The following is a 13,952-nucleotide window of genomic DNA, read 5'->3' on the forward strand; positions in this document are numbered from 1 at the left end:
ATTTTCATGTCGCGCAGTAAAGCGCACCTTACTGCTACACATCTGTGATTAGATTATGTTGGGTTTCGTTCCTCAACCCAACCTACATGAGTAGCGATCGCTCCTCTACAAGAAAGAAGTCAGTCCAGTAGGGTGCGTTAATGAAATGTAACGCACCACCTATTAGAAAAATTTCACTATTCATCTCTCATAGCTGAGTGCTTGAGAAAATGAATTAACTATTGCTTTATACGCAACAGTTGGAAAATTTCGCTATTCATCTCCCATAGCGGGGTACTTAAGAAAATGAATTGACTATTGCTTTATACGCAACAGTTGGCAAATTTCACTATTCATCTCCCATAGCGGGGTACTTAAGAAAATGAATTAACTATTGCTTTATACGCAACAGTAGGAAAATTTGACTATCCATCTCCTTTGATTTGGGTGCTCGATCAAACCTAAATTCTGAATTCAGTGAAACGGTATTACTACTCCAATTCCTCACATTCCAAAAGACTAAATTGACTAACAGGATAATCTAGAGGCAAAAACGTATAACCTAATGGCGAACAACTAGACTTAACTACCTGAGTAAAACTAATTCTTGACTCTTGCCGATCGCCATTCCCTAAAAAAGTTATCTCACCTGTAGCACCGTAGGAACTAAAATTTTCACTTGCTAAAGCTTTTTGAAGAGCAATACGATTTAATTCTTTTCGTTCCGGGAGTGACTCTAAAGCAGTAATCAAAGCCTGAACAGAATCATAAGCAAAAGCTGTACGCCAACTCACAGCACCTCCCCAAAGTTCTTTTGCTTGTTGAGGAAAATCTAGATTAGGACTATTTAAACTGTGCCAAGGTGTAGCTACTACAAGATTTCTCTCTGCTTCGTCAGCACCAAACTTGAGAGCATAATCACTATAAAGACTATCTCCAGCAATAATGGGTAAATTCAACTGCCAATTTGCTTTTATTACCTCTATTCCCTTAGATAAACTGAAAATATCTGGTAATAATACTATAGCTGTAGCCTCTTGTTTATCTGCTCTATCTATAGCAGCACTCGCATTAAAAGCAGTTCTCGATAAATCAAATTTTTCATCCAGGTCTTTAACTATTTTGCCACCACCTGCGGTGAAACTAAGACTAAATTGATTTTTGAGAGATTCGCTGTAAACATCATTAGGGATATGAAATAAAGCTACTTTTGGCTGTTCGTCTTCAGATTGACTAATTAGGTAACTAGCCATTGCTTGAGCCATTGTTGCATCAGATGGAATCATCCGAAACAAAAAATTATTGCGATTAGATAATTTAGAAGCATTAGCGGTAGGAGAAATTAATACCAGTTTATTATCTTCATAAGTTGGAGCTACTTTCATAGTAATTTGGCTGGAAAAATGACCAACTACAGCTAAAACTTGACCAGTTGCAGCCAAAGCATTTGCTCTTCTGACAGCTTGTGTAGAAGAGTTGACATCATCAGCAATAATTACAATTAAACCCTTACCTCCGATCCGGCGATCGCTTTGGTTAATTGCATTTTGAGCTTGAGCAACTCCCCGTAAAATTTCTAAACTATAGTTGAGAGATCGGGAATCACCAGTCATTGGCACTGTAACAGCTATAGTATAAATTTCAGTATTGTTAGCAGCCAATTTAGCATTATTTAGGTAAATTAGAGTTTCTGGATCGTTAATTTGTTTTTTTCTAGCTGCTTCTAGGAGTGTGACTGCTTGGAGATAATTACTATCAGCAAAAGCTCTGACTCCTGCTTCTTTTTCTGTTGTTGCCGAACCAGGAATTAGAATTTCTTCGCCACAACTTAACTTGTCATCAAACTTTAAAGGACAAGTTGTTGGTGCTTCAGGTAAGAAAGCAATGAAGACGGCTATTACTCCCAGTGTTAATAGAGAAATCTTGCCTAACCATTTATTAGGTTCAGGTGTAGTTGTTTGAGATTTACCCTTGAAATTAAGTAATTTTGAGTGGAGTAGTTGGGAATAAAACTGGTTTTGAGTTACAGGAGTCGTTTGTTTGTTTTGGGTAGGTTCAAGTTCAACTTCTGTTTCCGTTTCTACTTCTTGCTTACAGTCAGCAAGACGTTCGAGAATATCTTCAGTTGTTTGAGGGCGACACTGAGGCAAATTTTCTATCATCTCATCAATTAAATCTGCCAACTTTTGTGAGATGTGAGTAGCATGGTCTCGCCATATTAGTCTACCAGTTTGAGGTTCTGTGGGCAAGTTTATAGGATTTTCTGCAGTTAGTAAGTAAACTAGAGTCCGACCGATGGCAAAGACATCCGACTGTCTTGTTACTTTTCCTTCATATTGTTCTGGGGATGTGTAACCTTGAGAAATAATTCCAGTGACATCCTTGCCTTCTACTTGTTTTAAATATGTTTCTGTAACTTGCCTAGTAGCGCCAAAGTCTATTAATGCGAGTTGACCCCACTCTTGGTTTTGGGAGTCTTGCTGATTTGCCGTATGATTTTTTTTGTTCTCAATTTCGCTTTGATCACCCTCTGTTGCTCCAAGTGTTTTTGTATTATTTCCAGGTTGTGCAACATTTTTTAGAGTCAGTGAGATTGGGGATAAATTTTCGGCTTTCGTAACTTCTCTATTTTTTGCGTGAACTTGGCTACTCTGTGACAAATTCTCAGATACTATCTCTTGTACAATAGTATTATTTTGGTTTTTCCCTGTAGAACGCAAAATGATATTTGTTGGTTTAATATCCCGGTGGATACATTGATACTGATGGAGTTTGCTAATAATTTCTACTAATTGTTTTAGCCAGGCGATCGCTCGCTCTTCTTCTATAGGTTGATTGTGATGATTTTGTTTGAGCCAGTCAGATAAATTTATCCCCTTGATTTTTTCCATTACTAGACAGTGTAATAGTCCCACATCTTCTGTTGACTCGATAAAGTATCCTTCTAGTTCCACTTCTGGTAATCCAACATCGTGCAATTGTGTTAAAACATTTGCCTCTTGTTCAAACAGAAAAATGACTGCCTCCATTTTTTGGTCGTCTATTGCTTTTGGTACTTGCAATATCTTCATAATTTTTCTTGTACCACTATCATCAACTTCCCAAGTTTGACCAAAACCACAATCTCCTAGTAGTTGAATTGCTTGATAGCGGTCTTGTAATATTTGTCCAGGATTAATCATCAGTTTTTATCCCCTTGAAAAAGCAGGAGGCTTGAAACCTTATTTATTGGTCAACCTCAAACATAAATGTTATAAGGCCAGAACAACCATAAGGAAATAATTGTAAGAAGCATTTAGTTATTAGCAGTCATCTGTTCCTATGGAATGCTGGGCAAATAGCAATAGGATTCACAGGGTTAGGAAAAAATGAATAATTGATTAGTATTTTCCCTAACATCATCTTGAATATCAGCTATTTAAGCTGATAGCTGAATGCTTACTAATAATCTAGCTTACCTACATGATAAATGCTATATATACTAATATCAAGTCCAGTAGCATTGGTATTGTAAAATACGGGTAAGGAAGAATAAAGAAAACTTTATATACGGATTGAAATCCGTAGGCTTTTAGCTTAAGTCATCTCAAAGATGACTTTTGACTTGTCTGCCACCTTTTTATACTGTTGTTAATCAATGCAATCTGGTATTTAGTTATCTAGGAAAGAAGGAAGGGAACTTGAAAGTAGGAAAAAACCTTAAAATTCCTATAGATATTCACGCCTAGCTTGACACAAACTATACCAACAAACATGAAATAACATAAACTATATAGGTAATTATCAATACTATTTTTTGAGATTTTACATCTATATGAATTTGACTTTTTAGATGATATTTGATAACCTGTATTCGAGAAAAAATATATTTTTCTGCATAATAAAGTTAAGAATAATTTTCATATTAATTTAAAGATGTTTGTGAATTGAATCCCCTGACAAGTTCTGTACTTGTCAGGGAGATCGGGCAACTCATATTTTCGATTAAACTTGAAGAGAAGGTGATGAAAAAACAAATAACAATTAACTTCAAAAGAGAGAACTAAAGATGATACAAACAACATATCCAACTTATGATATTTTGAGGGCAGAACGACAACCCCTAACCTCAATATTTGCCCCAGAAAGTGTGGCCGTAATCGGTGCTACCGATAGAGTCGGCAGTGTAGGCCGCACAATCCTCTGGAATCTTATGAGCAATCCTTTTGGGGGTACGATTTTTCCAGTTAATCCCAAGCGCCATAATGTGCTAGGAATTGTTGCCTACCCAAATATCAAAGCCATACCAGAACCAATTGACTTAGCAATCATCGCCATTCCTGCTCCCATGGTTCCTGATGCTGTACGTGACTGTGTGGAAGTCGGAGTCAAGGGCGCAATCATTATCTCCGCCGGATTCAAAGAAATTGGACCAGAAGGCATAGAATTAGAACGACAAATTATGGCAACAGCCAAGGGCAAAATGCGACTGATTGGCCCAAACTGTTTAGGACTAATGAACCCCCATAGTGGACTAAATGCCACCTTTGCTAGCACTATGGCAAACCCAGGCAACCTTGGTTTCATTAGTCAAAGTGGAGCATTTTGTACAGCCGTTCTCGATTGGAGTTTTCCGGAAAACGTAGGCTTTAGTGCATTCATTTCCATAGGTTCAATGCTAGATTTAGATTGGGGCGACCTAATCTACTATCTTGGTGACGACCCCCATACCAAAAGTATTGTCATCTATATGGAATCCATTGGTAACGCGCGGTCATTCCTGTCTGCTGCTCGTGAAGTAGCATTGACCAAGCCAATAATAGTGATTAAAGCTGGTCAAACTGAAGCTGCTGCCAAAGCTGCTGCTTCACATACAGGGTCACTCACAGGTAGTGATGAAGTTCTAAATGCTGCTTTTCGTCGGTGTGGGGTGCTGCGGGTGAATCGCATCTCTGAACTATTTAATATGGCAGAAGTGATGGCAAAACAGCCACGGCTACCGAAAGGACCAAAACTAACGATTATTACTAATGCCGGAGGACCAGGAGTGTTGGCGACCGATGCTCTGATTGCTACTGGTGGAGAACTTGCACCTTTGGCAGAAGAAACAATTGCTCAACTGAATGAATTTCTCCCCACCCACTGGAGTCATGCTAACCCCATTGATATCCTTGGTGATGCTGACCCAGAGCGCTACCGCAAAACTTTAGAAGTAGCAATTAAAGATCTGAACACTGACGGTTTGCTGGTAATTTTGACTCCTCAAGCTATGACCGATCCCACTCAAACAGCCGAACAGTTAAAGCATTATGCTCAGACTTCTAAAAAACCAGTATTAGCAAGTTGGATGGGAGGGGATGAGGTAACTACAGGTGAAACTATTCTCAATCGTGCTAGTATCTCTACCTATCGTTATCCAGATTCTGCTGCCAAGCTCTTTAAGAGATTGTTTGTAAAGGAAATATAAAAAGGAGATAGGGAACAGGGAACAGGGAACAGGGAACAGGGAACAGGGAATAGGGAATAGGGAATAGGGAATAAGGAGGAAGAAATCAAGACAAATATTTGTCGCTTAAAAATCTAGGAATATATGTACTGAATACTTCTCTACCTACCAAATTTCAATCTCTTGAAGTATTACCGCTTTTAGATTTTAGTCACTCGCATGTTCTCTTAATACTTATTTTACAAACAGTCTCTAACTTTATGTGGCAGTACAATTATAATTTGCAGGGTATTTATGAAACGCCAGTGGTAGCACAAGAACAAGAAAGCGGTCCAAATTGTTCTATAGTCGAGCAAATTATCAAAACTGCTCAGGATACAGGCAGAAATATTCTTACAGAATCAGAATCAAAACAAATTTTAGCTGCTTATGGTATTCCTATTGTGCAGACTTTGGTTGCCAAAACTGAAGCAGAAGCAGTGGAACGTGCTAATATAATTGGTTATCCAGTGGTGCTGAAACTGTTTTCCGAGACAATCACCCATAAAACTGATGTGGATGGCGTGCAGTTAAATCTCAAAGATGCAGAAGCAGTAAAATGGGCATATCAAAATATTCAAACATCTGTAACTGAGAAAGTGGGGTCTGAGCATTTCCTAGGTGTGACAGTGCAACCAATGTTAAGTTTAGACCGTGGCTATGAGTTGATTATTGGTAGCAGTGTTGACCCGCAGTTTGGTCCGGTGTTAGTGTTTGGTACGGGTGGGCAGTTGGTAGAGGTGTTTAGAGACCGGGCGATCGCTCTGCCACCTTTGAATACAACTCTAGCTCGCCGGATGATGGAACAGACAAAAATTTATCAAGCGCTCAAAGGAGTAAGGGGGCGGAAAGCTGTAGATGTGGCAGCGCTCGAAAAGCTATTGGTGAAATTTAGTCAGTTGGTGGTAGAGGAACCTTGGATTAAGGAAATTGATATTAATCCTCTGTTAGCTTCTTCGGAAAGGTTGATTGCTTTGGATGCAAGGATAGTTCTCCATGACAAGAGTGTAGCTCTAGAGAAACTCCCATCATCAGTTATTCGTCCCTATCCTACTCAATATGTCAAACCTTGGCAAATGAAAAATGGCGAGGGAGTCACTATTCGCCCTATTCGCCCAGAGGATGAACCGTTGATTGTTCAGTTCCACAAAACGTTGTCAGAAGAAAGTGTGTATTTGCGTTATTTTAACTTTCTCAAGTTAAGTCGGCGTATTGCTCACGAACGGTTAACCAGGATTTGCTTTATTGATTACTATCGGGAAATGGCATTAGTGGCAGATTATAAAAATCCAGAAACGGGAAATCATGAAATTTTAGGAGTGGGTCGCTTGAGTAAGTCACATGGGGTAAATGAGGCAGAATTTGCGATGTTGGTGAGCGATCATTATCAACGTCAGGGGTTGGGTACTGAGTTGCTGTTGCGATTAGTACAGGTGGGTCGAGATGAGAAGTTAAAGCGAATTGTTGCTACGGTTTTAGCTGAGAATACACCTATGCAGCGAGTCTGTGAGAAGGTTGGTTTTCAGTTGCAACGTAGTGCTGGTGTAGTAGATGCCAAAATAGATTTATAGTTTTGACAATTTTGCTAGGTATGGGAATAGGGACAGGGAGGAGTGTGGGTAGTGTGCGCAGTGTGGGTAGTGTGGGGAGAAACTACAATCAGAGGGGTTGAATTAATTGTTTGGGCGTTGCTTCCCATACCCTCCAAACTCATCCCCCCAATAGGTTTTATATCAAATCTGGTAGCATTGGTATAATTCAGGATTAGGGAAGAATAGTCAATATTGTAGTGGCGTTTCATGTCGCGCAGCGTTAACACGCGTTGTGCGTTAGCTAAACGGCCGTTCGCCCCTACTGACGGTTGAATTATATCAATCCGAAACTAGCGGATTTGATATTATACCAAATTCAAAAAAGGAAGTTACATCTTAATTTATAATTTATTCCTACAATAAAAAATTATAAACTCCATAAATTGTAAAAATTAAACATTTTTTCCTATTTTTTTATTCTTTTTTTCTTTCCCTGTTCTCTATTCCCTGTTCCCTATTCCCTGTGTCATGACTATAGCAATATTTTATGAAATTAGACATCTCCAGAAAATAAACTTGCCCTTTATTTGCTATAAACTAGGGTTGTCAAAGTAATTCAAAAAATCATTTTCCGTGTTTTTTTCCTAAAAACATATTCCCAGTTACAGCCTATTCCATGTAAGTGTGGTACAGTGATTCTAGTAGATTTGATTAAAGACATGAAAACTTTATTCTATACTTCAAAAACTATTTAAAAATTTAGTGTCACTGTACCTCATCAACCTGGAATCCGCTGTAAGTGTTCCCTATTCCCTATTCCCTACTTTTACAAAAAGTCTATATCTTTTTTGGAGATGTCTATTGATATTACTAGAATGAAAAAGCCTTGGGAGAGAAACAATAAGTTTCACGGTAATTGAACTTCCGATCTCCCTCCTTGTCTGGTAAAAATTATTTAATAGACCTCTCCAGAAAAGAGGGAACAGGGAGAAGTAGTTGATTTTATTTTTGATTTTCACGCCTATGTCTAATAATTTTGTACCTCATTTACTTGCAAACTCCTGTAAAATCTTTTGAAAACGCTCACGAGCACACCTTGAGCGAATATGATACTACAAGCACATAATGAATGAATAATTCTTGTACACTAATTTTTTTTAATTTATCTAATATTTTATCTTTTCTTTGGGATTGGCAAAAATTAAAAACTTGTCAATAAATAAAATTCGATAATTAATTAATTATCTGAGTAAATATTATTACATTATACTAAAATATTCCTGGTTAAGTCTTGAAATAAATTAATATAACTAAACTTAATCTCTATAAGTATTTGTTACCAAATGTTAGCAAATATGGAACTGACTACTACTAAGTCTCAAAAACCCTTTTCAATTTGGTTTGAGCGTTGTCAATAAACAGTTAAGATTAGCAAATTCTCAAATTATGCAAGAAGTACACCAAGAACAGACTTACACAGAAAAAGTAAAAATTCAAGTAGAGGACGATCGTACAGGTACCAGTCTTGATACCATCAAACGAGCTATCGCTGACAACTTATACTATATACAGGGGAAAGACCTAGAGTTTGCCACCCCCTATGACTATTACATGGCATTGGCCTATACAGTGCGCGATCGCCTCCTGCATCGTTACCTAAAAACCACTAAAACCTACTCCAACCAAAACGTCAAAACAGTATATTATCTCTCAGCAGAATTTCTCATGGGTCGTCAACTAGCCAAAAACCTAGTTAATGTAGGCTGTTGGGAAGTAGGGCGTCAAGCTTTAGAAGAATCATGTCTTCAACTGGATGACTTAATTGAAAAAGAACCCGAACCAGGTTTAGGCAATGGGGGTTTAGGTCGCCTCGCCGCCTGTTTCCTTGACTCCCTTGCCACCCTAGAAATTCCCGCAATAGGCTACGGTATTCGTTATGAATTTGGTATTTTCAAACAACAAATTCATAACGGCTTCCAAGTCGAACAACCAGACAAATGGTTAAGTTTTGGCAACCCTTGGGAAATACCCCGCCATGAAGACCAAGTAGAAATTAAACTGGGCGGTTACACCGAAGCTTACACAAACAAACAAGGCAACTACCGCATTAGGTGGATACCTGCACGCACCATTATTGGAATGCCCTATGACACTCTAGTACCGGGCTATAATACCAACACAGTTAATAGTCTACGTCTCTGGAGTGCCAAAGCTAGTAATGAATTTGATTTGCAAATTTTCGACTCTGGCGACTACAACCGCGCCGTCGAAGATAAGACTGTCTCTGAAAATATTTCCAAAGTTCTCTATCCCAATGACAATATCTTCCAAGGCAAAATGTTGCGGTTACAGCAGCAGTATTTCTTTGTTAGCTGCTCTTTACAAGACATTATCCGCACTCACTTGTCACGGAATCCCAATTTAGACAACTTCCACGAAAAAGCAGCTATTCAACTGAATGATACCCATCCCTCTATTGGCGTTGCAGAATTAATGCGACTGCTGATAGATCAACATGATATGGAGTGGGAAAAAGCCTGGAATATTACCCAAAATACTTTTGGCTATACTAACCATACTCTGTTGGCAGAAGCTTTAGAGCGTTGGCCAGTTAGTATGTTTGCTACTCTGTTGCCACGACATCTCGAAATTATCTATGAAATTAATTTCCATTTCCTAGAGAAAGTTAAGAAACGTTATCCAGGGGATGATGGGCGTTTAGCAAGGATGTCACTGATAGAAGAATTTCCCGAAAAACGGGTACGAATGGCTCATTTGGCTTGCACTGGCGCTCATGCTATTAATGGTGTGGCAGCATTACATACTCAACTTTTGAAAACAGATGTTTTGAGAGATTTCTACGAACTTTGGCCGGAGAAATTTACGAATAAAACTAATGGCATTACCCCTCGTCGTTGGTTGTTAATTAGCAACCCCAAATTGGCATTACTAATTACAGATAAAATTGGCAAAAATTGGATTAAGAATTTAGAGGAAATTAAACAGCTTGAGCGGTTTATTGATGACCCAGAATTTAGGCATAATTGGAATCAGATTAAGTCTGAGAATAAACAAAATTTGGCTGCTTATATTGAGGCAAAGACTGGGATTGTAGTTAATCCTAATTCTTTATTCGATATTCAAGTCAAAAGACTCCATGAATATAAGCGTCAACTGTTGAGTGTGCTGCACATTATTACTCTTTATAATCGGATTAAACAAAATCCAGATACGGATATTTTGCACCGCACTTTTATTTTTGGAGCGAAGGCAGCACCAGGTTACTATATGGCAAAATTAATTATTAAATTGATTAATGCTGTAGGGGAAATAGTGAATAATGACCCAGATGTGCGCGATCGCCTCAAGGTAGTTTTTGTCCCGAATTTCTCTGTATCTATTGGTCAGCGAATTTATCCTGCGGCAGACCTTTCTGAACAAATTTCTACTGCTGGAAAGGAAGCTTCTGGTACTGGGAATATGAAATTTTCTCTCAATGGTGCTTTAACTATTGGTACTCTTGACGGAGCAAATATTGAGATTCGGGAAGCTGTGGGAGCTGAGAATTTCTTCTTATTTGGATTGACTGTTGAAGAAGTTAAAGCATTAAAATATCAGGGATATAACCCCGAGCAATACTATACTTCTAACAAGGAATTACGGCAGGTAATTGACCGTATTAGTTCTGGTTATTTTTCACCAGGTAAGCCAAATTTATTTCAGCCACTGGTAGCATCTTTACTAGGAAAAGATGAATATATGTTGTTGGCTGATTATCAATCTTATATTGATTGTCAGGAAAGAGTGAATGAAGCTTATCGCAATCCCGAACATTGGACTCGGATGTCAATTATTAACTCGATTAATATGGGTAAGTTTTCTGCTGACCGTACTATCTGGGAATATTGTCAGGAAATCTGGAATGTTGAGCCTGTGAAAATTGACATGGAAGCATATAGTCAGGAAACAGCAGGTTTGCAACGTTATTGTCAGATTTAATTAAGAAGGAACAATTTTAGGTGGGCAAATAGTTATTCCTATTATTCATAGTCAAACTTTGATTATTTGTCCACTTATTCAGATTTTCCATGGTGCCAACAAATCAGAGTTTGATCAGGAGAAGGAGGTAGAATATTTGTTGAATATTTACCCACCTTGAAGTTAAAGAATTGTAAAAGTTGAGGAGTTATATCAAATTCGCCTAATTGCATATAAATCCAATTAGGTCATAATATCAAATCAGGTTAAACAGTTATAGATTGCTTCAGTCTTTAGGAGTCAGGAAGTAGTGACGTTCGCATAGAACCATTTGTAATTTGGTTAGACTGAGTTAATTCAATGTAAACCATGACTTTATTCTCCTTAGTTGTTTGTTTGTTAGTTATGAAATGAGGAAAAAGTTGTTCTCTTTTCCTGGTTGATATTACTATCGCTGAAATTTTCAGAAAAAACAATACATAAAAGTTCAGTCAAAATAATAACCAAAACCTTATAGAGGCAAATGGTCATTAACTAGGGCAAAACTTCGTTACCCCCCCTACTGCGATCTACCGAAATCAAAATTGCTGTCAAGGATGAAAAAGCAATAGATATATTTCCAATGATACAGAATCGGGTTATATGTAGTTTACGCTTAGATCGTTGTTGCAATCGAAATTCGTTACTCCTTGAGAGCGATTTTTGCATTGATGAACCACATAGTTATAATCAAAACCTACTAGGGACTTTGCATATAAAGTCCCTACCATGGTCTACTGAAAAGCTATAATTTATGAATTTAACAAGAGGGTATAATTTTTCTTGAATATTTATCCACCTTCAAGTTGAGGAGTTATAGTTTAGCAACTCAACATTAAGGTTCACTTATGATTAGATCATTCTCAACATCGAAATTTGTTACTCCTTTAAGGGTTGCAATTCTAGAGTCATAAATCCCCGCAAAAACATAACCAGAGAACAAGATAGTATCACTACCGGAGGTCAATGCTTGTACATAACTACCCTCCGACGAGATGATTTCGATTTTATCGCCCTCAGCAGCATTGAAGTCTGTGATAATATTATGAGCCATTCCAGTATCAGTTAGGTCCCGAAGAATAAAGGTATCTGCACCATTACCACCAGTTAAAGTATTAAAACGTGTCATATCCATCGTACTGTTGACACCAATAGCAGTTCCCCCATCAATCAAATCGTCCCCATTACCACCATTGAGGGTATCATTTCCCCCAAAGCCTAGTAGAGTGTCATCGCCACCCAGACCACTTAAAATGTTAGCTTGACTATCTCCTCTAATATAATCGTTACCTACCTTACTACCAACAATATTCTCAATGTAAAATAATTTATCTACAGTCCCATAACCATCCTCAGCTTTGGCATAGTCACCGTCGATCAATGTTCCTAAATCAACAGAAATACCTTTAGTAGAGTCGCTGTAGTCAGCAGTATCATTACCTTGACTACCGTTCAGGATATCATCACCATTACCACCATTTAGGTTATCATCGCCATCACCACCATTGAGAAAATCATTTCCTTTATTTCCAAATAGTCTATCATTTCCACCCTCACCATTCAGGCGATCGTCGCCCCCAAAACCTAGCATCACATCTGCATCATTAGTACCTGCATAATTATCATTTCCATTAGTACCCCAATAAAACATTTTATTCTCCTTAGTTATTTTAATTGTTTTTCAGTTGGAAAACGTTTTTCTCTTTCCCTTGTTAAGAGGGTAGTAGAATTATCAACTTCGGAATTAATAAACCCCGAAAGGTTTTTTTGTTGATATTAGTAGTATCGCTCAATTATCCAGAAAAGACAATACATAAAAGTTCAGTTTTATTCAGTAATTTTTTCAGGTGTTTTGGTAATAAAAGTTCAGTTTTGTTCAGGAAAATTCAGTTTTGTTCAGGAAAATTCAGTGTCGTGTTAAATGATTTGGTGTTGCATAATCTAGGTATGGATTATCAATATGCACCCCCTATCTGAACTCCTTAACTTGGCTGCCGAAACTCATAAATATCCTTAATCACCTGCACCCAACCATCAGTAAAAGCCTCAAGTATCCGATCGCCTTTTTCCCTAGTCGCTACCTTAGCATCACCAAAAACACCACTATGAGTCAACTCTCGCGTCAACCAAGCAAAAGGCAAATTTCCCTCCATACTCAACATACTATTTTCTGGTAAACCTTGAGGATATTCGCAAACTGCCTTATCCATCCTCACCACATCTGGCATCATTGATAACATCATGCTAGTTTCAGCATCTCCAGCATGAATTCCTAATTCCATTTCCTTCTGAGTTAACAACTCTTCATAAGGATTAGGTACGCGCCAAACCAAAAGCGGAAATAGTAAAAAATCCTCATATTTTTGGTGCAAGTCTCGGGCTACAATTTCAATAACTTGTGGCTGCCCACCATGAGCGTTTAAAAATACCAATTTACGGAACCCAGAGCGATAGATACTTTCTGCTGTTTCTGTCAATACAGCCATTAAAGTCTGGGCCGTAAGGGTAATCGTGCCTGGAAAATGCCAATGTTCGTTAGATTTGCCGTAATATTGGGTGGGCAAGGCGTAGGCGGGAGTATTCCGATCTAGTTTGGCAAGAGCTTTACCCGTGACATAAGTGGCGATCGCTGAATCGACAATTAAGGGTAAATGAGGTCCGTGTTGTTCGATGGAACCTACTGGTTGAATAATTACTACATTTTCTTTATCTGGCATTGTCTCAATATCTTGCCAGGTGAGATAGGGAAAAAATCTTTCTGGTGGAATGAAATTGTGCATGTTCTTAATCCTATGTTATTTCTAATTTTGTTGATTAAATTTGAATCTATTGGGATACTAATTTTAGAAGGATGGTTTCCTGAGTAGCTTAGAGGCAAGGGTTAACTACTGAAGGCGAAAAATTTGACAAAGTTGGACAAATGTTAAATAAATATTAATAAATTATGTGGGAAATCAACT

Annotated in this window: 5 protein-coding genes and 1 pseudogene; 3 read left to right on the forward strand and 3 right to left on the reverse strand. The window is 38.1% G+C overall.

Annotation, left to right across the window (positions count from 1 at the left end):
* Positions 1 to 470: 470 nt before the first annotated feature.
* The gene (locus ACP6PM_RS23060) at positions 471 to 3,161 is read right to left on the reverse strand and encodes a bifunctional serine/threonine-protein kinase/ABC transporter substrate-binding protein (RefSeq protein ID WP_426588756.1); all 2,691 of its coding nucleotides are present in this window, start codon (positions 3,159 to 3,161) and stop codon (positions 471 to 473) included.
* Between the two features lie 866 nt (positions 3,162 to 4,027).
* Between ACP6PM_RS23060 and ACP6PM_RS23065 the strand changes: the two are divergent.
* The 3 genes and pseudogenes from ACP6PM_RS23065 to ACP6PM_RS23075 all read left to right on the forward strand — a co-directional run.
* Positions 4,028 to 5,398, forward strand: a pseudogene (locus tag ACP6PM_RS23065) (acetate--CoA ligase family protein); the annotation flags it as partial.
* A gap of 266 nt (positions 5,399 to 5,664) precedes the next feature.
* On the forward strand, positions 5,665 to 7,014 hold the full coding sequence (locus ACP6PM_RS23070) for a bifunctional acetate--CoA ligase family protein/GNAT family N-acetyltransferase (RefSeq protein WP_426588758.1): 1,350 nt from the start codon (positions 5,665 to 5,667) through the stop codon (positions 7,012 to 7,014).
* 1,407 nt (positions 7,015 to 8,421) lie between these two features.
* On the forward strand, positions 8,422 to 10,974 hold the full coding sequence (locus ACP6PM_RS23075) for a glycogen/starch/alpha-glucan phosphorylase (protein ID WP_426588760.1): 2,553 nt from the start codon (positions 8,422 to 8,424) through the stop codon (positions 10,972 to 10,974).
* Positions 10,975 to 11,827: 853 nt separating this feature from the next.
* On the opposite strand, the gene ACP6PM_RS23080 is transcribed toward ACP6PM_RS23075, so the two are convergent.
* Positions 11,828 to 12,643, reverse strand: coding sequence for a calcium-binding protein (locus ACP6PM_RS23080; RefSeq protein WP_426588762.1), 816 nt, complete (start codon positions 12,641 to 12,643; stop codon positions 11,828 to 11,830).
* A 331-nt stretch (positions 12,644 to 12,974) separates the two neighbouring features.
* Positions 12,975 to 13,772, reverse strand: coding sequence for a creatininase family protein (locus ACP6PM_RS23085; protein WP_426588764.1), 798 nt, complete (start codon positions 13,770 to 13,772; stop codon positions 12,975 to 12,977).
* Positions 13,773 to 13,952: the final 180 nt, after the last annotated feature.

The sequence above is a fragment of the Dapis brunnea BLCC-M229 genome (assembly GCF_050015995.1).
Taxonomy (GTDB): Bacteria; Cyanobacteriota; Cyanobacteriia; order Cyanobacteriales; family Microcoleaceae; genus Trichodesmium.